The sequence below is a fragment of the Micromonospora sp. NPDC020750 genome (genome assembly GCF_044334565.1).
GTDB lineage: Bacteria > Actinomycetota > Actinomycetes > Mycobacteriales > Micromonosporaceae > Micromonospora.
This window is the reverse complement of the sequence record NZ_JBIRTH010000005.1, coordinates 165,243-191,796: the sequence shown is the minus strand read 5'-3', so window position 1 is coordinate 191,796 and position 26,554 is coordinate 165,243. Positions and strand designations below refer to the sequence as shown.

Genomic DNA, 26,554 nt, shown 5'->3' with positions numbered 1-26,554 from the left:
TCCCCTCGTCCCGTCGTCGATGTCGGTGGTGGCCGCCGGTGAGCCGTCACGAGGCCGGGTGGGGCACCGGGCCTCGTGGCGGCCCGGTGCCCCACCCGCGGACTACCGGGGGGCGCTGCCGAACGCGCTGGACAGGTACGCCCGGGAGTCCGCGATCGCGCCCTCGATGATCCGGGCCGCCTCCCGGGCCTCCTCGGGCCCGTGACCGGCCTGTACCTGGAGCCGGAACCGGGACGAGCCGGTCGGCGTGACCGGGAACTCCACCATGAACGCGAGGACCCCCCGGTCGAAGAGCAGCCGGTTCGCGGTTCGGGCGAGCTTCTCGTTGCCGATCAGCAGCGGGACGATCGGCGAAGGCTCCCCCATGCAGGTCAGGCCCCGGTTGGTCAGCTCGTCGCGGAGCGCATGGATCGCGGTGAACAGCCGGGCGCGAAGCGCGTCCCCCTCGGGGGACCGGATGATCCGCGTGGCCTCCCGGACCACCGCGGTCTGCACCGGGGAGAGCGCGTTCGAGAAGAAGTGCGAGCCGCCGAACATCTTGATGTACTGCTTCAGGGCCGGCGAGTTCGACGCCACGAAACCGCCGTTGGAGCAGAACGTCTTCGAGAAGGCGCCCATGACGATGTCGACCTCGCCGAGCAGGTTCTGCGTCCCCAGCACACCAGTGCCGCCCGGCCCCATCGAGCCGAGGTCGTGCGCGACGTCGACCAGCAGGGTGGCGTCGTACTCCCGGCAGACCCGCTGGAGGGTCACCAGGTCCGGCCAGTCGGCGTCCACCGAGAAGAGGCCGTCGGTGACCACCAGGATGCCGTTGCGGGTGTCGTGCGACCGGATGTCGACCAGGTGCTGGCGGACCGCCTCGACGTTGAGGTGCTCATAGCGCACCACGTTGCGGGTCGCCGCCCGGGCGCCCTGCTGAAGGCACGAGTGCGCGAGCCGGTCGATCAGCACGTGGTCGGACTGGCGGACCAGACCGACCACCGCGCCGAAGCCTGCCGCCCACCCGGTCGGGAAGAGCGTCACGTGGTCGAGCCGCACCAGGTCGCCGAGGGCCGCCTCGAGGTCGTCGGAGATCCGGGTGTTGCCGAGCACCATCGGCGAGCCGGCGCTGTGCGGACCGTAGTCGCGCATCGCGCGGGCCGCCGCCTCCCGGATCGCCGGGTGGGTGTTGAACGACAGGTAGTCCTGCGAGTTGAAGTTGATGCCCCGGGTCCGCCGGCCCAGGTCGTTGGTGATCTCGGCGATGCTGTCCGGGGCCGCCTCCAGCACCCGGGAGTACTGCCAGGTCTCCGTACGACGGCGGGCCTGCACCCAGCCGTAGAAGTCCTCGGTGCGGGCGAGCAGGTTCCGGCCGGCGGGGCGGTAGAAGTCGTAGGCGTTCTTGTCCAGCGCGTACTCCTCGTCCGGGTCGACGGGGTTGCGCAGGTGGGCGGGCTCCCACATCTCCGTCAGGTCCGCGACGATCTGGGCGAGTTCGCCGTCGGCCCCGGACCGGTCGAGGGTCGGGAAGTCGTCCCACGGGATGTGGACGGCCCAGTTGCGGGTCATCTCGGAGACCTCGGCCGCGGTACGCGCCATGGCCTCGACGTCGCGGCGCCGGGCCGCGTGCAGGATGACCTCGATCAGCTCGCCGTCGTCACGCTGGTGCAGGTCGGTGATGGTCACGGTGTCGGCTCCCTGGTGCGGCATCAGGCGAAGAGGTTCTGCTGGTACATACGGGACGTCGCGGCGAAGTCGTCGAAGACCGCGTAGTCGGCCGAGGACTCCTTCGCGGCGTCGTTGAGCAGGAAGAGGTTGGACGCCTGGAAGAACTCCGAGACCGGGGCGACGTCGGCGTGCGTGGCGATGAACCGGTCGGTCTCCTCCTGGTTGCCGCGCAACGCGAGGAACAGTTGCAGCTCGTCGTGCCGGTACGGCTGCATCTCCGCGAACGTGCACACGTAGTCGTAGTAGGCGGCGGCGTTCTGGCTGCGGCGGCGGCCCTCGTACGCGGCCATCGACTCGTCGATCGACACCTCCCCGGTCAGCCACCGGTCCAGGGCGGCACTGACCAGTTCCGCGTCGCGGAAGGCGTGGGTCATGCCGATCGCGGTGCACTGGTCCTTCGCGGACTCGGCGTCGCCGACGAGCACCCAGCCGGGCCCGTGCAGCGGTCGGAGGAAGGCCGACTGGTCCAGGGTGCCGTAGATCCGCTCCTGGCGCGTCCCCCGGGTGCGGACCACCTCGCCCAGCTCGGGGCTGACGAAGTCCAGCGCCCGCTGCATGTTGCCCGGCACGTCGGCGCGGAACTCCCGGGACCACTCGCTCGGCCCCCAGACCAGGACCATGTTCTGCGCGAAGTTGGTCGGCACCACCGCGCAGCCGAGCCGGCCACGCCGGTGGATCTGCCCGGACCCGAGATCGAACCCGGACCAGTAGCTCCAGTAGGCGAACGTGCACCGGGGCCGCTCGTCGTACTTGGGCAGATCGAGGGCGCGCGCGACGAACGAGTTCCGGCCGTCGGCACCGACCACGATCCGGGCCCGCTCCTCGAACACCTGGCCGTCGGCCGCTCGCCCCCGGACCCCGACGACCCGGCCGTCTTCGACGATCAGCTCCCGTACGGTGCAGTGGGTGCGGACCTCGGCACCGGCCTTGGCCGCGGCCTCGACGAGGATCTCGTCCAGCACCCGGCGGCGGACGGAGGCGTAGCTCTGCACCACGCCCGAGTCGTCGCCGTGCAGGTCCCGGAAGTACTCGCGCAGCAGGTCCGTCGGCACCGATCCGGTCAATCGGATGCCGTCGTTGACGATGTCGATGCTCGTGTGCGTGGGGGTGACCGCGGTGACCTGGTCCAACAGGCCCCAGCGGTTGAGGTAGGACATCCCGTGCGGCCACAGGAAGTGTGTCGAGATGACGTCACTGGGGAACGACGACCGATCCACCACGAGCACCCGGTGCCCTTGCCTGGCGAGCAGCAGGGCGGTGGAGGCACCCGCGCAGCGGGCGCCGACCACTATCGCGTCGTACATGATTCGCAGTTCCTCCGATGGGGGTTCGGCTGCCCAGCCGGCCGACCATCCGGCGCGGCAGCGACCGGTGCGGCCCGGCAACCGCCCAGAAGGTCGCCGGCCGAGCGGGAATTAGACCGCCACCGTACACAGTGGACCGAAGGGGATCGCCGAGCGGTCGGGGTTTTTGCCTCGCGGCCGGCTCGTGGCGCCACCGTCTCCTACTCAGGTCGCAAACCGATTGCGTCCCTGCGCCAGATGGCGCGGCGGCGCTGCTCCAGCAGGCTGTGCCAAGGGCATTCGAGTGACGCCGAACGGACTTCCTCCGGACACCCGAGAGCCTCGGAAGGCAGCAGACGACCATGTTCCACGCAGACGCACCCGTTCGGCTCACCGCACGACCCCGCCCACCCCGATCCGGGTCCCGCCCCTCGCGCCGCGCGGCGTTCCTGGCGACACTGTTCGCCCTCGCCGCGACGGCGGTCGCAGGCTGCGGCGCCGGCACGTCGCCGACCAACCCGGCCCCGCCCGTCGGCGCCCCGGCCGCCCCGGGCGCGTCGACCGACCCGGCCGCTCTGAGCGGCAGGGACGTCAACGCCTGGCTCGACGGCCTGCTCCCGGCCGCACTCCAACGGACCGGCATCGCGGGAGCCTCGGTCGCCGTCGTCCGCGACGGGAAGATCCTCACCGCACGGGGATACGGCCACGCCGACACGGGCACCGACGAGGGCGCGGTCCCCGTGCCCGTCGACCCCGACCGGCACCTGTTCCGGGTGGGGTCGGTGTCGAAGCTCGTCACCGCGACCGCCGTCATGCAGCTCGTCGAGAAGGGCGCGCTCGACCTCGACGCCGACATCCGCGACCATCTCGACTTCACCCCGCCCCGCAGCTACGACCGGGCCGTCACCCTGCGGCACCTGCTGACCCACACCGCCGGGTTCGAGGAGCGGGTCGGCGGCCTGATCGACCTGGCGGGCACCGGAACCGACCTGCGCGAGGCGCTGGCGACCGACCCGCCCGAGCAGATCTACGAGCCGGGCACCGTGCCCGCCTACTCCAACTACGGCAACGCGCTCGCCGGGTACATCGTCGAGCGGGTGAGCGGAACGCGCTTCGAGGAGTACGTCGAGCGCAACGTCCTCGGTCGCGCCGGCATGACGTCGTCGACCTTCGCCCAGCCGCTGCCGCCGCACCTGCGGGAGCGGCTGTCGAACGGATACGACGAGGCCTCCGCCCCGGCCGTACCGTTCGAGACCGTCGGCGTCCCACCTGCCGGGGCGCTCAGCGCACCGGCGACGGACATGGCCCGCTTCATGCTCGCCCACCTCGGCGCACCGGCCGGTGGGGCAGCCCTGCTCAGCCCCGCGACCCTCGAACTCATGCATCGGCCGGCGCTCGACGCGGCCTCGCTCGGCACCCTCGCCGGCGGCCCCCGGATGACTCTCGGGTTCTTCGAGGAGAACCGCAACGGCCACCGGATCCTCGGCCACGGCGGCGACACCTCGTACTTCCACTCCCACCTGCAGATCTACCCCGACGACCGGGCCGGCATCTTCATCTCGCTCAACAGCAACGGACGCGGCGCGATCGACAGCCACGAACTGCGGCAGGCGGTCCTGTCGGGGTTCGCCGACCGCTACTTCCCGCCGGCCAAGCCCCTGCCGGCCCGGGCCGTCGACGCGGCGACCACCGCCGAGCACGCCGCGATGGCCGCCGGCACCTACGAGAGCTCGCGGGCGATGCGCAGCACCTTCCTGACCGCGATCGGCCTGGTCGGCCGTACGACGGTGAGCGTCCAGGACGGCGGACGGCTGCTGTTCGAGCCCGGCCCGTTGTCGGAGTCTCCCGCCCTGTACGAGGAGATCACCCCACACGTCTGGCGGGAGGTCGGCGGGCAGCGCGTTCTCTCGATGCGGGCGGTCGACGGCAGGGTGCAGGCGATCGGCTTCGAGTCCGCGTTCGCCCTCCTGCCGGTCGAGCCCGCCCGCAGCTCCGCCCTCGCCGTCCCGGTGATCGCCGCGTCGGCGGGCGTGCTCGTCCTCGCCGTCCTGTCCTGGCCGGTCGGCGCGGTCGTCCGCCGCCGCCTCGGCCGCGCCCCCCGCGATCCCGCCGGGCGCACCGCGCGGATCCTGAGCCGCCTCGCCGTCGCCAGCGCCGTCCTCGCGCTCGTCGGCTGGGGGTGGAGCATCGTGAGCATCATGGGCCTCCAGGACGTCCCGAGCGCCGCCCTGCGGGCCGTGCAGGCGTTACAACTGATCGGTCTGCTCGGTGTGCTGCCCGCCGCCGTCCGGCTCGTCGACGACATCCGCCGCCGTGCCGGCTGGCAGCGGAGGGCCGCCAGCGGCCTGATCCTGCTCGCGCTCGCCGGTACGGGATGGTTCGCCGTCGAGTTCATGCTGCTCGCCCCAAACATCTCCTACTGACCCGCCGACGCGCGCCGACCCCCGACGAAGGATGCTGATCGCCATGGCAGATCACCCCGGTGCTGGCCGAGCGCCCGCCGACACCCCCGGCTTGCCAGGGCTGACCCGGCAGTTGGACGAACGACTCACCCGGATCGGAGTGACCGGACGGTTCGCGCGGGACTGCCTGCTGGCAGCCGGTGTCACCGTGGCGACGTTCGCGACGCTGACGACGTTCCTCCGGTTCGCCGCGCCCGTCGAGGGGCTCTCCGTCGACCCGGCGCGGGCCCGGGTGCTCGTCGCCGTCGCCTGCGTGCAGGCGCTGGTGCTGTGCCTGCGTCGGGTACGTCCGCGGCTCTGCCTCGGGCTCGTCGTCGGCCTACAGGTCGTCGTCACCGCGGTGGTCCCGTCCGAAGCGACGGTCCGGGGCGCCGCACCGCTCGTCGCGGCCTACACCGTCGGCACCCTGTTCCCCGCCAGGACGGCGCTGCTGCTGGCCGGCGCGGCCGCGGTGGCCGAGGCGTCGGGGGTGATCGCGGTCACCGCCGGGGTGGCCCCCGACATCCTCGTCGCGGGACTCGGCCACCTCGCCTCGGGTGCCCTGTCCTACCTGGGGGCGACCTTCGTCGGCAGCTACGTCGCCACCCACCGGCGCTACCTGGAACTGGTGCGGGTGCGGGCGGACGACGCGCTCCGGGCGCACCGGGACAAGGTGCGGGTGGCGATCGGCGCGGAGCGCGCCCGGATGGCCCGGGAGCTGCACGACGTCGCCGCCCACCACCTGTCCGGCATGGTGGTGCAGGCGGCGGCGGTCGAGCGGCTGATCGACCGCGACCCCGCGGCGGCGAAGGCCGGCGTCGCGTGGATCCGCGGGCAGGGCAAGGAGACCCTCGACAACCTGAGACTTGTCGTGGGTGTGCTCCGGGGGCGGTCGGTCGACAGGGACAGCGCCGGGCACGACGACGACAACGCCCCGGTGCCGGGACTGGTCAGCCTCGACGACCTCGTGCGCACCGCACGCGACCTCGGCACCTCCGTCGAGTTCGTCGGAAAGGGACCGCGGCGCGAGGTGTCCCCGATCGCCGACGTCGCGCTGTACCGGATGGTGCAGGAGTGCCTGTCCAACGCCCGCCAGCACGCCCCCGGCGCCCCGGTGCGCGTGGAGCTCCGCTTCCTGCCGCGCGAGGTCGCGCTCAGGGTGTCGAACGAACCCGCCACGCGCGCCCCCGAACCTGCGGCACGGACCGGCGGCGGAGTCGGCCTGGTCGGCATGCGGGAACGCGCACAGCTGATCGGTGCGCAGTTCGACGCGGGGCCGACGCCGACCGGCGGGTGGTCTGTCACAGTGACGTTGCCGACGGGACGCGACGACGCGCCAGCCGGTTCGACGGCTACGGCCACGAAGGGAGAGGACCCGGCATGATCACGGTGATGCTCGTCGACGACCAGGCGGTCGTGCGGGCCGGTTTCCGCGTCATCCTGGAGCAGGCGGGGGACATCGAGGTCGTGGCGGAGGCGTCCAGCGGATCCTCGGCTGTCGAGCTGGCCCGCCGGCTGCACCCGGACGTCATCTGCATGGACGTCCGGATGCCCGGCGGCGACGGGCTCGCCGCGACCCGCCAGATCGTCGCCGACGCCGTCGGGGCGCCGCCGGCCGTGCTCGTGGTGACGACCTTCGACCTCGACGAGTACGTCTTCGGCGCGCTCGAGTCCGGGGCGAGCGGATTCATCCTCAAGGACTGCGAGCCCGACGACCTCATCGACGCGGTCCGCCGCCTCGCCAACGGATACGGGCTCGTCGACCAGGCCGTCACCCATCGGGTGATCTCGGAGTTCGCGCGGCGCAGGCCGACGTCCCCGTCCGACGCCGCGGCGGCCCACCAGCTCACCGCGCGGGAGAGGGAGATCGTGGGGCTGCTCGCCCAGGGCCTGTCGAACGTCGAGATCGCCGGTGAGCTGTTCATCGAGACCAGCACGGTCAAGTCCCACCTCGGGCGGGCCATGGCCAAGATCGGCGTACGCGACCGGCTGCAGACCGTGGTCTGGGCGTACCAGAACGGTCTGGTCCCGCGCTGACCGGGCACCCTCGCGTTGCACACTCGAATGCCCCCTCGCCGCCGCGACGGTCAGTACATTTGTCATGGAAAATTCATATCTATGGATGTATTCGTTAGGCTGGTCCGGCCTGTCCCGCCAGTTGCGCGAATCCCGAGGGGATGATGACCATGATCGAACGGGCCTGTCGTGGGGTGCTGACCGTCGCCGTGCTCACCACGGCCGGGCTGGCCGTCGCCGTGCCGGCGCGGGCGGCGACGGCCGACATCACCGTCACCTCGGCCAGCGCGGTGACCGTCGACCAGCTTCAGGTCAACGGCACGGTGACCTGCACCGGGTCGACCGGTGCCGCGCACATCAGCGTGTCGGCGACGCAGGTCATGCCGTTCTCGTTCGGCATGACGTCCATGGACGTGCCCTGCGCGAGCGGTCCGGTTGCCTGGGAGATCCTGATCTTCAGCGGATTCGGGTGGCAGTCCTTCCACCAGGTCACCGTGAACGCGCAGATGACCGACGACGTCCAGGGCGCGGACAGCACCTCCGGCAACTGGTGGGCGTAGGCCGCCGGCCAGGGCGTGTGCCGTCAGGCGCCCGATTCGGCCCTACGTGGCTGGCCGCGCCGTGCGGCCAGCCACGGGGGCGTCAGGTTCCGTAGACCTCGACCTCGTACAGCCGGGCGGCGGTGTCGGTGGTCTGGGTGGCGGTGAGGACGTTCAGGCGCACGTACCGGCCGTCGGTCGAGACCTGGTGGCTGGTGATGTCGGCGGTGTTGCCCCTGACCTGCGCCACGGTCGTCCAGGTCGCACCGTCGGCGGACAGTTGCACGTCGAAGTCCCTGGTGTTCCACGCGCGGTTCTCGCCGCCGGCGCCCGCGTGGTGGATGCCGATCGACCCGACCCGGCGGTTCGCGCCCAGGTCGACGCGCAGGGATCTGGTGCCGCCGGTGGCGCACCACTTGTCGGAGCCGCCGCCCGAGGTGCTGCCGTTGACGGCCTTCTCGGGCCCCTCGCTCGCGGCGCACTGGGAGTCCGCGGTGGCCGGCCCGTTCAGTGCGAGATTGGTCTGGTTGTTCGTGCCGTACACCTCGAACTCGTCGATGCGCGCCGCGTTGTTGCCGTTGTTGGTGGGGGTGGTGACGTTCAGTCGGACGAAACGGGCGGGCGCCGCGAGGATCGGGTGGTAGGTCCGGCTCGACCGGTTGCCGGAGACCGAGACGCGCGTCGTCCAGGCGTTGCCGTCGGTGCTGGTCTGGATCGTGAAGTCGCCGGTGTTCCAGCCGGTGGTCTCTCCGCCGAGTCCGGCGTGCTTGACCACGAACGAGCGGACCGTCTGGTTCGATCCCAGGTCGACCTGGAGGAACTTGGTGCCGGCGGCGAGCGAGCACCACTTGCTGGCGCTGCCGAGCCGGCTGTCGAGGGCCTTGTCGGGGCCCTCGGTGGAGTTGCACCCGGCCGATCCGGTGGCTGGCTTCCCGGCGGCCAGGTTGGGGCCCAGCTCGGGGGCGACGGCCGGAGGGGTGGACCCGTCGGTGAACGACGGCGGCGCGTCGACGGGACTGGTGCCCCACGACGAGGGTGCGGCGCCCATCGCGTACGACAGCGTCGCCCCACCGGCGAGGTCGCCGTACCGCAGCCAGGTGCGCTGCGTCGCCGAGCCGTTCCGGGACAGGCTCTGCACGTACTGGTTGCCCTGCCCGGCGTTGGCGGCGTTGATCTGGAGGTCACCGGTCGGACGGTCGACCAGGATCGACGGGAAGATCGGCCCGTGCAGGGCCAGGGTGTCCGCGCCGGGCGTGGGCGGGTACATGCCGAGCGCGGACCAGACGTACCAGGCCGAGGTCGCGCCGAGGTCGTCGTTGCCGGGCAGCCCGCCGGCGCCGGTGGTGAACGACTCGTTCATGATCCGCCGGACCGCGGCGCTGGTGCCGGCCGGCGCGGCGGCGAAGTGGTAGGCCCACGGCACGCCGTGCTCCGGCTCGTTGCCGATGTAGAAGTACGGCTGCGACTGGCCGCCGTTGGTCTGGGTGAAGTGGTGGTCGAGCCGCTGGATCGCGGTCTGCCGGCCACCCATCAGGTCGATCAGGCCGCCGAGGTTGTAGGGAATCATCCAGGTGTACTGCGACGCGTTGCCCTCGACGTAGTTCGACTGGCTGGCCGGGTCGAGCGGCCACGGCCAGGTGCCGTCGGCGTTGCGCGGATGGACGTAGCCCGACTCGGTGTTGAACACGTTGCGCCACCACTGGGCCCGTGCCATGTGGGTGTCGTACGTGGCCGGGTCGCCCAGGGCGCGGGCGAACTGGGCGACCGCGAAGTCGCTCGCCGAGTACTCCAACGAGTCTGAGGGGTCGCCGTCGATGTACTGGCGCTGCACGTAGCCGCTCTGCCGCCCCCGGACCGGGCTGCCCTGGGTCGTGCCGCCGGCGGAGCTCTTCTTCATCAGCGCCAGCGCGGCGGCGGTGTCGAAGTCGCGGACACCGAACTGGTAGAGGCTGCCCACGACGATCGGGCCGGGGTCGCCGGTCATGACGAACGCCTCGCTGGTGTTGTGCGACCACTTGGGCAGCAGGCCGCCGTGCTGCCCGTCGAGCACCATGGACCTGGCGATGTCGGCCGCCTCGCCGGGTGCGAGGAACGCGATCAGCGCCGCCCAGGAACGGTAGATGTCCCAGCCGGAGTAGTTCTGGTAGACGGGGTGGCCGGCGGTGCGGATGACGTTGTCGAATCCGCGGTACTGCCCGTTGACGTCGTTGGACACGTTGGGGTTGATGAAGACGCGGTACAGCGCGGTGTAGAACTTCTGCAGGTCGGCTCCGGAGCCGCCGGCGACCTGAACCCGGTTGAGCACGGCGTTCCACTGGGCGGCGGCCTGGGCGCGCGTCGCGTCGAAGCCGAAGCCGGGTTGTTCGCCGGCGAGATTGGCCTGGGCACCGGCCTGGCTGACGAACGATATGCCCACCCTGACCTGCACAGTGGGATTGCTGGACGTGTCGAAGGTCAGGTAGCCGCCGGAGTTCGTGCCGCTGGTGCTGGCCGATCCGGCGTTGACCGTCCCGCCCAACCAGGTGCCGGCCCCGGTCGGGGCGCGGTCGAACTCCATCCGGTAGAAGATCTGGTAGGTCTTCGCGCTGCCGCAGAAGCCGCCGCCGGTGACGCTGCCCGTCACGGAGGAACCGCTGATGGTGATCGAGCCGTTCCGGTTGCCCGTGGCGCTGCGGCTGGTGTTGATCAACACTCTGGCCGTGGTGCTGGACGGGTACGTCAGGCGGAGGGCGGCCGTGCGCGTGGTCGCGGTGGCCTCCACCCTCGTGTTGCCGTAGTTGCTGAGCACCGCCTGGTAGAAGCCGGGACTGGCCTGCTCCTGGCCCTTGTTCTGAGTGGCCCGGTAGGACGTCCAGGACGTCCCGGGTGAGGACCCGAGGGCGCCGGTGATCGGCAGGATGCCGAGGTCCTCGTTGTTGGGGCAGCCTGCGCCGTTGAAGTGGGTGAGGCTGAACTCCTCGATCTCGGTGTCGCTGTAGCGGTAGCCGGAGGGCGAGGCCGTCGGTGTGTCAGGGCTGAGCTGCACCATGCCGAAGGGCTGGACCGGGCCGGGGATCGTACTGCCACCGGCGCCGCCGCCCACCGGGTTGGGGGCGTTGCTGTCGTCGGTGCCGATGAACGGATTGACGTGCTGCGTGAGATCGGCCGCCGCGGCCTCGGCGGGCGGGGCGACGGCGACGAGCGCAGACGTGGCGGTGATGGCGGCGGCCAGCAGGCTGAGCAGACGGGACGGGCCTGGTCGGTGCATGCTCCGGGTCCTCCTTGGGCGTGGGGTGGCGCCTTCCGGTGACGAACTTTCTATTTATGACTATCAATGAATTGTTCTAAGCCTTGAATTCCCCGGTGTCAACGGGCGCCGCCCGAACGGCCGGCACGTCGGCCGGCCCACCCTCCGAGGTCACGCCGATACGCCCTGCTCCAAACTGGCGGGCGGCACACCGTGGTCCGGTCCGAGACGGGTCGTTCCCGGAATCTGTTCCGGCCGGGGGAGGCTACGATTCCGGTGATGGTGCGGGGTGGTGGGAGCGACGAGCGGCTGCGCCGGATCGAGGCGGTCGCCGACGCCGCGCTGTCCCAGCTCGGCGTCACCGACTTCCTCGACGAGCTCCTTGACCGCGTCCGAGAGGTGCTCAGGGTTGACACCGCCGCCATCTTGCTGCTGGACGTGCACGCCCAGCAGCTTGTGGCCACCGCGGCGAAGGGGCTGGAGGAGGAGGTCCGCAGGGGCGTCCGGATCTCCGTCGGCAGTGGATTCGCCGGCCGGATCGCTCGGGACAGGCATCCCGTCATGATGGACAACCTCACGGCCGGCGACGTGGTCAGCCCGATCCTCTTCGGCAAGGGGGTCCGCTCGCTGCTGGGCGTGCCCATGTTCGCCGGCGGCGAGGTGATCGGCGTATTGCACGTCGGCTGCCTCAAGCCGCACCGATTCACCGATGACGACGTGAAGCTGCTTCAGTTGGCCGGCGAGAGGGCGAGCCTTGCCAGTCAGGCCGGGGCCGGCAGCATGGACCGTGCCGCTGCCCTCGCCCTGCAACGCGGCCTGCTGCCCACCCACCTGCCCGACGCGCCCGGCGTCGACATGGCCGCCCGCTACGTCCCCGGCCACGACGCCGGCGTCGGCGGTGACTGGTACGACGTGTTCACGCTCCCCTCCGGCTGGCTGGGGGTCGTGATCGGCGACGTGTCCGGACACGGACTGCGCTCCGCCGTGGTGATGGGACGCCTGCGCAGCGCGCTGCGCGCCTACGCCCTGGTCTGCGACGACCCGGCCAGCGCGCTGACCCTGCTCGACCGCAAGGTCCACCATTTCGAGACCGGGAACCTTGCCACGGTCCTGTACGCCATGGTCTCCCCGGACCGCACCACCATCCGACTGTCCCTCGCCGGGCACCTGCAACCCATCCTGGCCGCGCCGGGCCGGCCAGTCAGCGTGTCTCATCTGCTACACCGACGGGCTCGTCGAACGCCGCGGCGAAGTCATCGACGTCGGCATCCAGCGGCTCTGCGCAGCCGTCGAGCCAGGTCCCGCCGAATCGGTCTGCGCCCGCATCATGACCACACTCGCCGCCGAGCAGACCACCGACGACATCGCCCTGCTCGCCATCCACTCAACCCGCCGGGATCAACCCTGACCTGCAAACCGGGCGCTGGCGCCGACGGCGGCGATCGGGTGACGTGATCAGGCTGGCCGCGTGTGCAGCCGCTCCAGCCCGCGCCGTAGCATCCGCCTTACTGTTCAGCGGGGGCCGACGGTTGCGGAAGGCGTGAGACGTGGCGGTAGCAGGGTTCTCAGGGATTCACCACATCGCGCTGAACGTGCGCGACCTCGATGCCTCGGTACGCTGGTACAGCGACGTCCTGGACTTCTCACCGCTGTTCCGGTGGGACACCGACAGCTTCGACCGGCAGCTGATGCGCCACCCGAGCGGGGTCGTCATCGGGTTGACGACGCACAGGCACGCGGATGCCGGCGCGGAGTTCAGTGAACGTCGGACGGGACTCGACCACCTGGCGTTCGCGGTGCGGACGCGGGCCGAGCTGGAGGCGTGGGCCTCCCGGCTGACCGATGCCGGCGTCGCGCACTCCGGGATCACGGTTACGCCACCGATGGACTTCACGCTGATCGCGTTCCGGGACCCGGACAACATCCAGCTCGAGATGTACCTCGCGGAGAACGCCCCGGATCGCTGAGCGGCGGCCTCCGTCGCGCCGCAGCGGAGCCGGCGCTCGACGGACGACCGCATCCGACCTGACGGCGAAGTGCCGGTAAGCTGACGCTGAGTGACCTTGGTAACCCGCGGGCCCCCGTGTTGCCCGAGTCTGTGTCGGTTCTGCCGACCGTTCGACATCGCTGCCGCGGCGGAGGTCCGGGGCCGGGTCCGAGGGCCGGCGTGCGGTGTGGCGGTCGGGGGTCGCGTCCGCCTGTGGCATGCGCTTGATGCCACGTGACGTGCGCCGTAGCCTGTCGAGGATCATTCGTCGCGGGAGGCTCAGAGTCGCGCCTCAGGGGGTTCGTGTGCCGGAAGCCGCATTGCTCCGCCTGGTCCGGACGGCGGCCTCTGACGGTGTGCGGGTGCGCCTCGACGCCGTCCGTGATCCGGACGGCCGGATCACTGACTGTCACCGGCAGAGGTGGCTCGTGTCCTCACTCGAGGGTCGCTCGGCCCGCGCTCGGCGAACCGCATCAGACGACTGCCATGACGTCCTCGACGTCGATCGGGTGAGGTGAACCGTGTTGTCCGCGAAGGAAAACGCGCTGTGGATGCTGGAGCGGTTGCTGCCGGAGACCGGCGTGAACAACGTGTCGCTGGCGCTGGTGACGGCGGAACGGTTGGACACCGCGGCGGTACAGGCGACGTTGGACCAGTTGGCGCGGCGGCATCGGGCGCTGCGGACCCGGTTCGTCGAGGTTGACGGGCTGCCGACGCGGGTGGTGGCGGAGTCCGCGACGGTGCCGCTCGAGGTGGTGCAGGCAGCGTCCGACGAGGCCGGTCAGGTGTGCCGGACCGTCACGGGGCGGCCGTTCGACCTCGCCGTCGACATTCCGGTCCGCGCGGTCCTGGTGCGAAGCTCGGACCGGCACCTCATCTGCCTGTGCCTGCACCATCTCGCGGTGGACGCCGTGTCAGGCGCGGTGCTGATCGAGGAGTTCGCGGCGCTGTATCCGGCGATGCTCGTCGACGGCCGGCCGCCGGCGGCGCTCGCCGGGCCCGGACCGGCCCCGGAGCTCGCCGAGCCGACAGCGGCGGCGCTCGCCTTCTGGCAGCGGCACCTCGCGGACCTGCCGGGCGTCCCGGCGGCGTTGGAGTTCGGACGGCCGGACCCGGCGGCACCGACGTTCGCCGGCGGCACCGTCACCCGGCGACTGTCCGCGGCGGCGCTCGCCGGTATGCGAGACCTGCGCCGGGCGTGCCGCGCGACCGACAACATTGTGTTGTTGGCGCTGTACTACGTGCTGCTGATGCGGCATGGCGCGGGCCAGGACGTCGTGGTGGGGGTCCCGGTCGATCTGCGGGACGGCGCGGCCCGTCGGGCGGTCGGCTATCACATGAACACGCTGCCGCTGCGGCTGGATGTGGCACCGGAACGCACGTTCCATGAGTTGGTGCGGGAGGTCCGTCGGTTGTTCGTCACCGCGATGGACCACGCCGATGTCTCCTACGAGGGACTGGAGACGTCGCACACGCGCAACGACGCGGCGTGGTGGGTGCCGCCGTTCCGCCACATGTTCAACCACCGGCCGCCCCCGGAGCCGATGACCGGTGGCCGGGACGAACTGGCGGCGGAGATGTGGGAGATCGACAGCAATCACAGCAGGGTCGACCTCGAACTGGTGGTGATGCGCGAGGGTGACGGCGTCACGCTGAAGGCGGTCTACGGTTCGGACGTCCACGACGCGGACGACATCGCCGCGCTTTTGGCGCGGTACGAGGCGGTGTTGGAAAGCCTGCCGGCTCAGGTCGACCGGCCGATCGGTGGGCTCGACGTCTGGAGCGCCGCGGATCGGGCCGTGGTCGACGACGCCAACGCGACGACGGTCGACGGCCCGCGCAGAACGGTGGCGGAGGAGATCGCCGCGCAGGCGGCGGCCCAGCCGGAGTCGGCGGCGATCATCGGTCGCGACGGCGTGACGTGGACGTACCGAGACGTGGTGGCGCGGGCGGCCGGTGTCGCCGCGCTGCTGGCGCGGGCCGGGGTGGGAAGGGGCGCGATCGTCGGTCTCTACGCCGAACGGGGCTTCCCGTGCGCGGTGGCCGCGTTGGGCATCTGGCAGGTGGGGGCGGCGTACCTGCCGCTCGATCCGGACCAACCGGCCGCGCGACTCGCGTACGAGCTCACGGATGCCGAGGTCACCGTGCTGCTGGCGGACCGGGAGCCACCACCGGGCGTGGTTCCCGCCGGCTGCCGGGTGATCGCGCTCGGCACGGTGGATCCGGATGAGCGCGGCTGGCAGGCGCCGGCACCGACCGATGCGGCGTACGTCATCTACACCTCCGGCTCGACCGGGTTGCCGAAGGGCGTCGTGATCAGCCACGCCAACCTGGCGAACGTGGTGCGGCACTTCATCGCCGACATCGGCGTGACCAGGCAGGACGCCCTGCTGTGGCTGACCACCTACGCGTTCGACATCTCCGCCCTCGAGGTTTTCCTGCCGCTGGTCGCCGGCGCCCGGGTGGTCGTCGCCGACGACGCCGCCCGCAGCGACGGCGCGGTCCTGCTCGACCTGGTGCAGCGCTACGACGTGTCGGTGCTGCAGGCGACGCCGACGACGTGGCGGCTGGTGGTCCAGGACGCGAAGGGCCGGCTGCGGGGGCGGCGGGTCCTCTGCGGTGGTGAGCCGCTGCCGGCGCATCTGGCGCGGGCGCTGCTCGCGACCGGCTGCACGCTGTGGAACGTGTACGGGCCGACCGAGACGACGATCTGGTCCACCAGCGCGCTGGTCACCGACGTCGACGGGGGCGTGGCGGTGGGGCGGCCGATCGCGAACACCACCGTGGTCATCGCCGACGGGGATGGCCGGCCGCAGCCGCCCGGAATGCCGGGCGAGGTGTGCATCGGCGGCGACGGCGTGGCCATCGGCTACCTGCGTCGTCCCGAGTTGACCACGCAGCGGTTCGGTGAGCTCGGCGGTGCGGGCCGGTTCTACCGCACCGGCGATGTGGGCCGCTGGCGTCACGACGGCACGCTCGAACTGCGCGGACGCACCGACCGTCAGGTCAAGCTGCGGGGCCACCGGATCGAGCTCGGCGAGGTGGAGGCGGTGCTGGAGCAGCATCCGCGGGTGAGCGCCGCCGCGGTGGTACTGGCCGGCGATCCGAGCGCCGACGGCGCGCTGGTGGCCTTCGTGCGCGGTGCCGACGCGGACATCGCCGACGACGTGTGGCGTTTCGCGAAGGACCAGATCGCGTCGTACGCGGTCCCCACCGACGTGGCGGTGCTGGAAGCGATGCCGACGACCGGCAACGACAAGGTGGACTATCCGACGCTGACCGCGATGGCCGAACAGCGGGCAGCGGCCCGGAGGGCCGATTCGGCCGAGGGTGCTCCGGTGGCCGACGGCCTGGTCGGTGAGTTCGTGGCGTTGTGGCGGAGCATCCTCAGGGCACCGCAGCTGCACGAGCAGTCGAATTTCTTCCGCAGCGGCGGTCATTCGCTGCTCGCCGCGAAACTGGCGCAACAGGTCACCAGGTCGACCGGGGTGAATGTGCCGTTGGCCGCGATCTTCTCGGCACCGACACCGCAGGCGCTGGCCGGGTTCGTGCTGAACCAGCAATCGGATGGGGCGTGACGATGAGGCTCGGACTCAGTCTCGGTATGTTGCACGACCGGACCAGTCTCGATGATCTGTTGGCGTTGGCGCAGGCGGCGGACCAGTTGGGGTACGACGCGCTGTGGATCGCCGAGGCGTACAGCAGCGACGCGCCGACGCTGCTGGGCTGGCTGGCCCCGCAGACCGAGTGGATCGACCTGGGCGCCGCGGTCATGCAGATTCCGGCGCGGGCGCCGACGATGACGGCGATGACCGCGGCGACGCTCGACCTGGCCAGCGGCGGCCGTTTCCGACTGGGGCTGGGGATTTCCGGCCCGGTGGTGTCGGAGGGCTGGTACGGGGTGCCCTTCGGACAGCCGTTGACCCGTACCCGGGAGTACGTGGCCGTGGTCCGCGCGGCACTGACCCGCCGGCCGGTCCGGTTCGCCGGGCGGCACACGACGTTGCCGCTGCCCGGGGCGCCGGGCGAGCCGCAACGGTTGACGATGCGCCCGTTGCGGGGCGACCTGCCGATCTATCTGGCGGCGTTGGGGCCGAAGAATCTGGAACTGGCCGGGGAGATCGCCGACGGATCGCTGTCGCTCTTCCTGCCGCCGGAGGGCGTCACGGAGACACTCGCGCATATCGCGACAGGCCGGGACCGGGCGCCGGGCGACAAATCCGAGTTCGATCTGGTCGCCACGTTGCCAATGGCGATCGGTGATGACCTGGAGGCGTGCGCGAATAGGGTGAGGCCGTATGCCGCCCAATTCCTGGGCGTGGGCGGAACGGCCCGTAACTTCTACGTCGAACAGGCCGAGAGACTCGGTTACGGCGACGCGGCGCGCAAGGTGCGAAAACTGTTCCAGGAAGGCGACCCGGACGCGCTCGCGGCGGTACCGTTTGAATTCCTCGACCGTACGTGCCTAATCGGCCCCGCCGAGCGGATCGAGGCCAAGGTGCGCTCGTACGCCGCAGCCGGTCTCGGCACGTTGTCGGTCGCGCCACGCGGCGCCACGATGGGCGAGCGAATCGCCGGGCTGCGGGAGATGGCGGCTATCTGGCGGCGTTGTGGCTTTCCGCTTCGGAGTACTGGATGAGCCAGTCACGGAATTCGGAGGTCGCGAATATCTCCGTGTGTGAGGAGCTGTACCGGATGTCGACGCCGTCGCTGAACATGGTGGCGAGGTGTGCCATCACCTTGTCCTTGCTCTCGGCGATCGAGGTCAGGTAGGAGTCGGTGAACCAGGCGGTCGCCGGGGTGGCGACCGGGACCAGCGTGTCGCCACCGGTGAGGCCGATCAGGTCGGCGACGACCCCGAGCCCGCGGTAGAGGACGCGTTCCATCGGGTCCTGGTGGGGGCGTGGGTCATCCATGCGTTCCAGCACCTGGGCGAGCGGTGTCTCGGTCGCGGGTTTGCGCAGCAGGCGCGCGGCCGGCTCGGGACGGCGCTTGAGCTGGTGCAGCCGGAACATGACGGCGTCGCGTCTCGACGCGGCCAGGTGCCGCAGGTCAGGGTCGATGAAGAACATCCTTTCGACCGTCTCCCCCTGGCCTTCCAGCAGGTTCGCCACCGCGACGGCGATGACGGCGCCGGCGCAGTACCCGGCGAGCCGGTAGGGACCCGCCGGCTGGGCGACACGGATCTGGTCGGTGTACCGGACGGCGAGTTCCTCGATCGACGCGGGCGTGGGCTCGTCGTACCAACCGGGGGCGCGCAGACCGATCAGGGGGGCTGGCAACCCGATCCCGTCGAGGTGCTTGAGGAACCAGCTCACCTCGCCGTCGGCCCCGTGCACCAGCCACGTCGCGGTACCGCTTTCCCCCGCGAGGCGCAATTGCGGGCCGGGCCGGTTGATCGGCTGGTCGGCGATGAACTGGCCGAGCTGTGCCGGAGTCAGCACGCTGAGTGCCGCCGCGTCGGCGCGGAGGTGGAAAATCTCGAACAGATCGCGCCGGATGCGTTCCCATTCCCCGTCGATGATGCCCAACTCACCGAGAGTAACGTGGATCGGCGGCAGCTGTAACAATCCCATCGCCTCGGCGATGACCATTTGGCTGCCGACTGTCGCGTAATCGGCAAATTCGCTACTCAAGCGGCTCAGGGAGTCTTGTGGCACGCGTCAGTGTAGCTGGGAACCGATGGGGGAGGCGTGGCGCAGTGACCGTTGACATGCCCTGGACGCCCGACTATCGTCCCGGAGGCTGGTTGGCCCAAAAGTATTGTAAGGGAGTGTTGGTGACAGACACTCACGGCGCATCCGACAACGCCATAGCTATTGTGGGAGTGGCGGCACGGTTACCGGGCGCACGCAATGTCCGTGAGTTTTGGCGCAACCTCCAAGGCGGTGTGGAGTCTGTCGAGCGACTCGCCCCCGAGGTGGCGCGCGCACGGCAACTGCCGTCCGAAGCGGTGGACACGCCGGGTTTCCAACCGGTTACAAGCACCGCCGCCGATCTCGATCTGTTCGATCCTGAGTTCTTCGGATTCACACAACGTGAGGCCGAGCTTTGCGATCCGCAGTTCCGGCTGTTCCTCGAGCTTTCCTACACCGCGCTCACCGACGCGGGCTACGACCCGCGCGGGATCGGGCAGCGGGTGGGCGTGTTCGGGGGCGCGACCACGAACCGGTACCGGATCGACTACATCGAACGCAATCGCGCCGTCAGTCGCGCCGCCGGCCTGACCAGCATGAGCACCGGCAACAACCCGGACTACATCGCCCCGCTGGTGTCGTACCGCCTCGGGTTCATGGGACCGAGCGTGTCCGTCTACACCGCGTGCTCGACGTCCCTGGTCGCGGTGCACCAGGCGATGCAGGCCCTGCGCCGCGGCGAGTGTGATGTCGCGATCGCCGGCGGCGTGCAGGTCGACCTGCCCTTGGGCGGCGGCTACCCGTACCTGGAGGGTGGGATCCTGTCGCGGGACGGGCACGTCCGTCCGTTCGCGGCCGATGCCACCGGCACGATCTTCGCCGACGGCGGCGCGCTGGTGGTGCTCAAGCCGTTGGCTGCGGCAACGGCGGCCGGCGACCAGGTGTACGCGGTGATCAGGGGCTCTGCGGTCAACAACGACGGCAACCGGCGGGCCGGGTTCACCGCGCCCGGTGTGGACGGCCAGTTGGAGCTGGTCCGGGCGGCGTTGGACGACGCTCAGGTGCATCCCGAGGCGATCGGGATGGTCGAGGCACACGGCACCGGCACGGTCGTCGGTGACCCGATCGAGGTGGCGGCGCTGAGCGCCGCATACCGGGAGCGCACCGAACGTCGCCAGTACTGCTGGCTCGGTTCGGCGAAGGGCAACCTCGGCCACCTCGGCCCGGCGGCCGGCACGGTCGGCCTGCTCAAGGCGATCCTCGCGGTCCGCGACGGCGTCATCACACCGACCATCAACTGCGTCGAGCCGAACCCGGCGATGGACCTCGCGAACTCCCCGTTCCGGCTGGCCAGGGAGGTCCAGCACTGGTCCAACCCGGAGTGGCGCGACCGGGACGCGCCGCGGATCGCCGCGGTGAGTTCGTTCGGCATCGGCGGCACCAACGCCCACGTCATCGTCGAGCAGCCACCGGCACCGCCGGAGCCACCGGCTCGGACGACGGGGACGCCGCAGCTGTGGCCGGTGTCCGCCCGTTCCGCCGACGCCCTCGCCGCCAGTTGCGCGGCGCTGGCCGAGCACCTCGGCGACGCCGGGCACGACCCGGCCGACGTGGCGTTCACGTTGCAGGAAGGGCGGGCCGCGTTCGCGCACCGCAGGCTGGTGGTGGCCGGCGACCCGCAGGCGGCGGTCGCGGAGCTGGGCGGCGAGCCGACGGTACGCACTGTCGCAGGGGTCGCGGGGTCGCCGCAGGTGACGTTCCTGTTCCCCGGCCAGGGCGCGCAGTTCCCGGGCTCCGGGCGCGAGTTGTACCGGACCTGGCCGGTCTACCGGGACGCCGTCGACACCTGCGCCGACCAGTTGGCGCCGCTGCTCGGGTTCGATCTGCGGGAGCTGCTGAACGCCGAGGTCACCGACGAGCAGGCCGCGGCGAAGCTCAACGAGACCGCCGTGACCCAGCCCGCGTTGTTCACCGTGGAATGGGCCATGGCGCAGCTCCTGCGCTCGTTCGGCATCGAACCGGTGGCGCTGCTGGGCCACAGCATCGGGGAGATCGTGGCGGCGACGGTCGCCGGCGTGTTCGCGCTGCCGGACGCGCTGCGGCTGGTCGCGCGGCGGGGACAGCTGATGCAGGCGCTGCCGCCGGGCGGCATGCTGTCGCTGTCGCTGGGCGCGGAAGCGGTACGGGCGATGCTGCCGAGCGAGCTGGACATCGCCGCGAGCAACTCGCCGTCGTCGTGCGTCGTGTCCGGTGAGCTGGCCGCGGTCGAGCAGTTCGCGCAGGAACTGGCCGACATCGGGCTGTCCGGCTCCCTGCTGCGCACGTCGCACGCGTTCCACTCGCGGATGATGGCACCGATCTGCGACGACCTGGCGGCGCTGGTGGACAGCTTCCCCCGGCAGGCGCCGCAGCTGCGGTACCTGTCGAACGTCACGGGCGACTGGATCACCGACGAGCAGGCGACGAGCGCCGCGTACTGGGCGACGCACGTACGGCAGGAAGTGCGGCTGGAGGACTGCCTGGCGCGGCTCGACGAGCTGGCCGACGCGGTGCACGTCCAGGTCGGGCCGGGGCAGTCGATGTGCGTCTTCGCCCGCCAGTACGCCGCCAGTCAGGGCCGGTCGACGAGCGCGCTGACCACGATGGCGCTGCCGAACGACACCACCGCCACCGACGTGACGGTGCTGGCGACCACGGTGGGCCGGCTGTGGGTGTCCGGCGTCGACCTGGACTTCTCGGCGGTGCGGACGACCGACGGCGGCCGGCGGGTGAGCCTGCCGGGTTACCCCTACGAGCGGCGGCGCTGCTGGGTGGACCCGGATCCGGTGCGCCCGGGGGTGTTCGAGGACGACGTCGAGGTGCCCAACGACCCGTTGCTCACGCCGTTGTACCTGCCGGCGTGGCGGTCGCAGCCGGTGCCGCGCCGGGGCGGGAGCCTGCTCGGCGAGACGTGGCTGATCCTCGCGGGCGACGACCCGGTGGGCGCGGAGATCATCGCGGAGGCCCGGCGGCGGGACGTGTTCGTGCTGCCCGCGTACGCCGGCCCGGGGTTCGTGTCGGCACCGGACGGCTACGAGTTCGACCCGGACGACAGCCACGACGTGGAACTGCTGGTGGAGGCGGTGTACCAGGCGGGTCTGCTGCCGGACCGCATCGTCTACGCGGTGTTCGACGGCGGCCCGGCCGTCGATCCGGAACTGGTCGCGATGCGGGGCTACCACCGGATGGCGGCGTTGGCCAAGGCGATGCTTCGGACCTTCCGGGCCGAGGTGGAACTGGTGGCGGTCACCGACCGGGTGTGGTCGGTCAACGGCGAGCCGGCGCGGCCCGAGGGCGCCACCGTCGCCGGTCCGTTGCGTACCCTGCCGCGTGAGCTGAGCACGGTACGGGTGCGGCAGGTCGACGCGGCGCTGACCGCTGCGGCGGTCGCGGTGGCCGTGGTCGGTGAGATCGGTGCCGGCGGCGACGCGGAACTGGTGGCGCTTCGCGGACATCGGCGCTGGGTGCACCACCACGCGTCGATCCCGAACGAACCGGTGAGCGTGCCACGGTCGGTCGACGGCAGCGGCGTCCTGCTCATCACCGGTGGGCTCGGCGGCCTCGGCCTGGCGATCGCGCAGGACCTGGCGGCGCGGCAACCGACCGACTTGGTGCTGGTGAGCCGGGGCGGACTGCCGGACCGGGAGCGCTGGGACGACCCGGGTACGCCGCACGGCGTGCGGGACCAGATCGCAGCGGTCAGGCGGATCGAGGCGAGCGGCGCCCGGGTACTGGTGCTGCGCGCCGACGTGACCGACGCCGACGCGATGGCGTCGGTGGTGCGGCGGAGCCAGGCCGAGCTGGGGCCGATCACCGGGATCATCCACGCTGCCGGGATCGCCGGGGGACAACTGCTGGCACTGCACGACGCGGAGACGGCCGACCGGGTGCTGGCGCCGAAGGTGCGTGGCACGCTCGTGCTCGACGCGCTCGTGCGGGCCGGTCAGCTGCCCGAGCTGGACTTCATCGCGCTCTTCTCGTCGATCGTCGCCGTCTCGGCCGACTACGGGCACAGTGACTACGCGGCGGCGAACACGTTCCTCGACGCGTACGCCACGTCCCACGCGGACGGTTCGCCGTACGTGGTGGCGATCAACTGGTGGGGCTGGCAGGAGGTCGGCATGGTGTCGACCGACCGCGCCGGGGAGGGGTTCCGCACCCTGCGACGGCTGCGGGGCGGCTCGGCGGTGACGGCGCTCGACCACCCGTTGGTGCACCGCGCGTCGCCCGACGGAGAGGGCTGGACCTTCGAGGTCGACCTGGACGTGGACAGCCACTGGGTGTTGACCGATCACCGGATCGGCGGCGTCGGTGTGCTGCCGGGCACGAGCCTGCTGGAAATGGTCCACGCGGCTGCCCGGCACGTGTGGGGTGAGGTGCCGGTACGGCTCGAGGACGTCGTCTTCATCGACCCGGTGCGCGTCACGGCGGCAGCGACCGGAACGATCACGCTGTCGCCGGCGCACGCGGGCGGATTCGAATTCGCGATCAGCTTCGCCCTCGCGGGCCAGTCGGCCACGGTGCACTGTCGCGGCAAGGTCCGTGCCGTACCGGACGGCACCGCCGAGCGTATCGACATCGCGGAGTTCCGGGAGGAACTGGTCGAGGAGGACGCGACCCAGCCGTACTCGGGGCTCGTCGCGTTCGGGCAGCGGTTCCAGGCGGTCAGCCGGTACTGGGCGAAGGACAACCGGGGCCTGGTCGAGTTGGAGCTGCCGGCGGTGGGGCGCGACGACGCGGACCGGTACGCGCTGCATCCGGCGTTGCTGGACCGGGCGGTCTACGGGTTGTCCGGCGTCGAGGGTCGCCGCTACCTGCCGTTCCTGTACCGGTCGGTGGAGGTGCACCGCCGTATTCCGGAACGGTGCTGGGTGGTGCAGACCTATCACAGCGACCCGACGCGACCGGAGTTCATGGAGATCGACGAGGTCGTCGTCGACGCCGACGGCACGGTCTGCGTGACCGTGAAGGGGTACTCGCTGCGCAGCGTGGACGAGGCAGCGGCGGTCACGGCCGCAGTGCCGGGGGTCGAGCAGGCCGCTCGCGGTGCCGGCATGCTGACCAACGCCGAGGGCGGCGAACTGTTCCGGCGGATCATGCAGCTGCGACCGGGGCCGCAGGTCATCACGTCGATCGGATCGCTGCCGGAGCGGTTGGCGATCGCCCGTACGTTCAACCAGCAGGCGGTCGAGGCGGCGGAGACGGTCGCCGAGCCGGTACGCACGATCGGAACGACGTTCGTGGCGCCGCAGACACCGGTGCAGCGGGAGCTGGCGCGGCTGTGGTGCGAGTCGCTCGGGCTGACCCAGGTCGGTATCGACGACGACTTCTTCCTGCTCGGCGGCTCGTCGCTGACGGTGGTGCAGCTGGCGTCGCGGATCCGGGAACGGCTGACGGTGGAGTTGTCCGCCGCGGACATGTTCGAGTACCCGACCATCCGCAAACTGGCGGGCCTGCTGGACTCGGATTCCGACCGGACCGCCAATGCCATCGGCTGAGTACGAGTTCGGCCACGGACAACGGTGGCGGGTGTGGCCGACCCTGGTGGCGCGTACCGCCGGAATGCCGTTCGACTGGCTGGAGATCGAGGCGACCGGCGATTTCGACGTCGACGAGAAGGCGGCGCGGCAGGCGCTGGCAGCCGTCGACGAGCAGCCACGGCTGCGGGAGGCGCTGCTGTGGCAGAATCCCGCGGTCTACCGTCGCCGGTACCGTGCCCGCGAGAAGGCGGGAAAGCCGAGCGAACAACGCAAACGGGACCGGGCACTGTGGGCCTACGCCTCCCGGTACTGCGCCAAGAACGACATGATCGGCTTCTTCGGCCCGGTCGTCTGGGGGCGGTGGACCGACGGGCCCACCGACGTCAGCGAAGCAGGCCGGCCACCACGGCAACGTGGCACGTTCTTCGAGTCGTGGGCGATCCGCGCCGTCACCGACGCCCTGCACGAACGGCACGACCTGAGCCGCTGGACAGTACCGCGACGTGCGCCGGTGACCCACCTGGAAGGCGAGACGCTGTTGCTCGCCGACGGCACCGAACTGCGGCTGTCGGCGCTGCGCAGCCGGGTGCTGCAACTGTGCGACGGCCGTCGTACCGTCGACGACGTCGTGGCGGAGGTCCCCGACACCGACCGCGACACGGTGCTCGGCGAGATCGACCGGCTGCGGACGATGCGGCTACTGACCAGCGGTTTCGCGGTGATCCGAGGCGTGAGACCGGAGCGCGCGCTGCGGGGCCAGTTGCTGCGGGTGACCGACCCGGCCCGACGCGCGGCGGCGCTGACCGACCTCGACCGGGTCGTCGAGGCGCGGGACCGGGTGGCCGCGGTACACGAGGACCTGCCCGCGCTCGACGCCGCACTGACCGACCTCGACGCCCGGTTCGTCGAGCTGACCAGCGGCGACGCGTACCACCGGGCCGGCGACTTCTATGCCGGGCGCACCGTGCTGTTCCAGGACTGCCTGGGCGACCTCGACGTTTCGCTGAGCACCCGGCTGCTCGCCGACGTCGGACCGGCGCTGGACCTCGTGCTCGCCGGGGCCGCGTGGTACTGCCGCCGCACCGCCGCCGAGTACGAGGCGTGGCTCACGCCGCAGGTGGACCCGGTGGCGGGGGTGCCGCTGCTCAACGTCATGGACATGGTCGGCAGGTCGGCCACGTACGGCGACTCGTCGCCGCCCGCGGAGGCCGCCGCCGCGGAGCTGCGGCGCCGCTGGGAGAGCCTGCTGGTACCCGATCCCGACGCCAGGGCGGTGCAGCTGACCAGCGAGGGCCTGCGGGCCGGTGTCGAGGCGGCGTTCCCAGCCGGCCCGCCGCTGTGGGCGCAGGCCCGCTGGCACAGCCCCGACCTGATGTTCGCGGCCACGGACCTGGAGCAGGTGCGCGCCGGCCGGGCGTTGACGGTGCTGGGCGAGGTGCATCCGGCCATGCAGACCATGGACGTGCTGTCGGCGTACGAGTTCCATCCGGATCGCCCGGCGTTGTACGCGCTGATCGACGAGGCGATGGGCGACGACCGGGTCATGCCGCTCTACCAGCTCGGCGCGGGCGTGCTCAACTCCCGCACGGTGCCGCCGGACACGTACCTGTCGGCGCGGTACCGCTACCTCGGACTCACCGCGGAGGCGCCGTACGGCCCGGCCGACAGGCTGCTGCCCGCTTCCCGGCTACGGCTGCGGCGCGGCGACGCGGGGCTCGTGGTGACCGACGTGCGGGGCGACTTCGAGGCACCGGCGGTGCAGGTGTTGGGCGACTTCCTGTCGCACGCGGCGGCGCAGCGGTTCGGGATGTTGCCGACCCGCCCCCACCAGCCGCGGGTCACGGTCGACAACCTGGTCGTGGCGCGGGAGTCGTGGACGGTCCCGGCGGGGCGCCTGGACGGCGCGGGTCGGGTGTCGCATGCCGCGGCCGGTCGGCTGCGCGACGAGCTGGGCGTGCCCCGGCACGTCTTCGCCACCGTTGCCGGAGAACGCAAGCCGTTCCATGTCGACCTGTCGAACCCGATGTCACTGGCGGTGCTCAGCCACCGACTGCGACGGCGGGGAAACGCCCAGCTCCGGTTCAGCGAGATGCTGCCAGGGCCGGAGCAGCTGTGGCTCAAGGACGCCCACGGCCGGCGGTACACCGGGGAGTTCAGGTTCGTCTGCGTGGATCGGCTCGGCCGATGAGCGTTCACCTGG

The 26,554-nt window shown here is 71.3% G+C and carries 14 protein-coding genes and 1 pseudogene; 11 read left to right on the top strand and 4 right to left on the bottom strand.

The window, feature by feature from the left end:
- Positions 1-102 precede the first annotated feature (102 nt).
- Both ACH4T9_RS17455 and ACH4T9_RS17450 read right to left on the bottom strand, forming a co-directional pair.
- Positions 103-1,665 (bottom strand): aminotransferase class I/II-fold pyridoxal phosphate-dependent enzyme, encoded by a 1,563-nt coding sequence (locus ACH4T9_RS17455; protein ID WP_396672416.1) that lies wholly within the window; start codon positions 1,663-1,665, stop codon positions 103-105.
- A gap of 23 nt (positions 1,666-1,688) precedes the next feature.
- Positions 1,689-3,011 carry an NAD(P)/FAD-dependent oxidoreductase gene (locus ACH4T9_RS17450; RefSeq protein ID WP_396672417.1) on the bottom strand — a complete coding sequence of 441 codons (1,323 nt, stop codon included), beginning with the start codon at positions 3,009-3,011 and terminating at the stop codon, positions 1,689-1,691.
- Positions 3,012-3,352: 341 nt separating this feature from the next.
- Between ACH4T9_RS17450 and ACH4T9_RS17445 the strand changes: the two genes are divergently transcribed.
- The 4 genes from ACH4T9_RS17445 to ACH4T9_RS17430 all read left to right on the top strand — a co-directional run bounded on the left by ACH4T9_RS17445 (position 3,353) and on the right by ACH4T9_RS17430 (position 8,007).
- Entirely contained in the window at positions 3,353-5,413 is a 2,061-nt protein-coding gene (locus ACH4T9_RS17445) for a serine hydrolase domain-containing protein (RefSeq protein WP_396672418.1), read from the top strand.
- A 43-nt stretch (positions 5,414-5,456) separates the two neighbouring features.
- Entirely contained in the window at positions 5,457-6,815 is a 1,359-nt protein-coding gene (locus tag ACH4T9_RS17440; protein WP_396672419.1) for a sensor histidine kinase, read from the top strand.
- Positions 6,812-7,468, top strand: coding sequence for a response regulator (locus ACH4T9_RS17435; RefSeq protein ID WP_396672420.1), 657 nt, complete (start codon positions 6,812-6,814; stop codon positions 7,466-7,468). Before ACH4T9_RS17440 ends, ACH4T9_RS17435 begins: the two co-directional genes overlap by 4 nt.
- Positions 7,469-7,617: 149 nt before the next feature.
- Entirely contained in the window at positions 7,618-8,007 is a 390-nt protein-coding gene (locus ACH4T9_RS17430) for a hypothetical protein (RefSeq protein ID WP_396672421.1), read from the top strand.
- 82 nt (positions 8,008-8,089) lie between these two features.
- Here ACH4T9_RS17430 and ACH4T9_RS17425 read toward each other — a convergent pair whose 3' ends face one another.
- Complete coding sequence (locus ACH4T9_RS17425) at positions 8,090-11,233, bottom strand: GH92 family glycosyl hydrolase (protein WP_396672422.1); 3,144 nt, start codon at positions 11,231-11,233, stop codon at positions 8,090-8,092.
- A 258-nt stretch (positions 11,234-11,491) separates the two neighbouring features.
- On the opposite strand from ACH4T9_RS17425, the pseudogene ACH4T9_RS17420 reads away from it, so the two are divergent.
- The 5 genes and pseudogenes from ACH4T9_RS17420 to ACH4T9_RS17400 form a co-directional block, all read left to right on the top strand.
- Positions 11,492-12,349, top strand: a pseudogene (locus tag ACH4T9_RS17420) (GAF domain-containing protein); the annotation flags it as partial.
- Positions 12,312-12,620: a SpoIIE family protein phosphatase gene (locus ACH4T9_RS17415; protein WP_396672559.1), complete on the top strand. Its 309-nt coding sequence runs from the start codon at positions 12,312-12,314 to the stop codon at positions 12,618-12,620. The pseudogene ACH4T9_RS17420 and the gene ACH4T9_RS17415, both read left to right, overlap by 38 nt.
- A gap of 139 nt (positions 12,621-12,759) precedes the next feature.
- The gene (locus ACH4T9_RS17410) at positions 12,760-13,179 is read left to right on the top strand and encodes a VOC family protein (RefSeq protein WP_396672423.1); all 420 of its coding nucleotides are present in this window, start codon (positions 12,760-12,762) and stop codon (positions 13,177-13,179) included.
- Positions 13,180-13,723: 544 nt separating this feature from the next.
- Entirely contained in the window at positions 13,724-16,777 is a 3,054-nt protein-coding gene (locus ACH4T9_RS17405) for an amino acid adenylation domain-containing protein (protein ID WP_396672424.1), read from the top strand.
- A 2-nt stretch (positions 16,778-16,779) separates the two neighbouring features.
- The gene (locus ACH4T9_RS17400; protein WP_396672560.1) at positions 16,780-17,838 is read left to right on the top strand and encodes an LLM class flavin-dependent oxidoreductase; all 1,059 of its coding nucleotides are present in this window, start codon (positions 16,780-16,782) and stop codon (positions 17,836-17,838) included.
- On the opposite strand, the gene ACH4T9_RS17395 is transcribed toward ACH4T9_RS17400, so the two are convergent.
- Positions 17,795-18,793 (bottom strand): thioesterase domain-containing protein, encoded by a 999-nt coding sequence (locus ACH4T9_RS17395; RefSeq protein WP_396672425.1) that lies wholly within the window; start codon positions 18,791-18,793, stop codon positions 17,795-17,797. The genes ACH4T9_RS17400 and ACH4T9_RS17395 overlap by 44 nt on opposite strands.
- Before the next feature lie 119 nt (positions 18,794-18,912).
- Here ACH4T9_RS17395 and ACH4T9_RS17390 point away from each other — a divergent pair, with 119 nt between their 5' ends.
- Together ACH4T9_RS17390 and ACH4T9_RS17385 are read left to right on the top strand one after the other, a co-directional pair.
- Positions 18,913-24,372: an SDR family NAD(P)-dependent oxidoreductase gene (locus ACH4T9_RS17390; RefSeq protein WP_396672561.1), complete on the top strand. Its 5,460-nt coding sequence runs from the start codon at positions 18,913-18,915 to the stop codon at positions 24,370-24,372.
- The gene (locus ACH4T9_RS17385; RefSeq protein WP_396672426.1) at positions 24,359-26,542 is read left to right on the top strand and encodes a lantibiotic dehydratase; all 2,184 of its coding nucleotides are present in this window, start codon (positions 24,359-24,361) and stop codon (positions 26,540-26,542) included. The genes ACH4T9_RS17390 and ACH4T9_RS17385 overlap by 14 nt, the downstream gene beginning before the upstream one ends.
- Positions 26,543-26,554 lie beyond the last annotated feature (12 nt).

Bases quoted from the DNA above. Each gene is read 5' to 3' on its own strand.
- ACH4T9_RS17445 (WP_396672418.1), top strand. From the start codon at position 3,353: ATGTTCCACGCAGACGCACCCGTTCGGCTCACCGCACGACCCCGCCCA.
- ACH4T9_RS17435 (WP_396672420.1), top strand. From the start codon at position 6,812: ATGATCACGGTGATGCTCGTCGACGACCAGGCGGTCGTGCGGGCCGGT.
- ACH4T9_RS17390 (WP_396672561.1), top strand. From the start codon at position 18,913: ATGCCCTGGACGCCCGACTATCGTCCCGGAGGCTGGTTGGCCCAAAAG.
- ACH4T9_RS17450 (WP_396672417.1), bottom strand. From the start codon at position 3,011: ATGTACGACGCGATAGTGGTCGGCGCCCGCTGCGCGGGTGCCTCCACC.
- ACH4T9_RS17425 (WP_396672422.1), bottom strand. From the start codon at position 11,233: ATGCACCGACCAGGCCCGTCCCGTCTGCTCAGCCTGCTGGCCGCCGCC.
- ACH4T9_RS17400 (WP_396672560.1), top strand. From the start codon at position 16,780: ATGAGGCTCGGACTCAGTCTCGGTATGTTGCACGACCGGACCAGTCTC.
- ACH4T9_RS17395 (WP_396672425.1), bottom strand. From the start codon at position 18,793: ATGGTCATCGCCGAGGCGATGGGATTGTTACAGCTGCCGCCGATCCAC.
- ACH4T9_RS17385 (WP_396672426.1), top strand. From the start codon at position 24,359: ATGCCATCGGCTGAGTACGAGTTCGGCCACGGACAACGGTGGCGGGTG.
- ACH4T9_RS17440 (WP_396672419.1), top strand. From the start codon at position 5,457: ATGGCAGATCACCCCGGTGCTGGCCGAGCGCCCGCCGACACCCCCGGC.
- ACH4T9_RS17430 (WP_396672421.1), top strand. From the start codon at position 7,618: ATGATCGAACGGGCCTGTCGTGGGGTGCTGACCGTCGCCGTGCTCACC.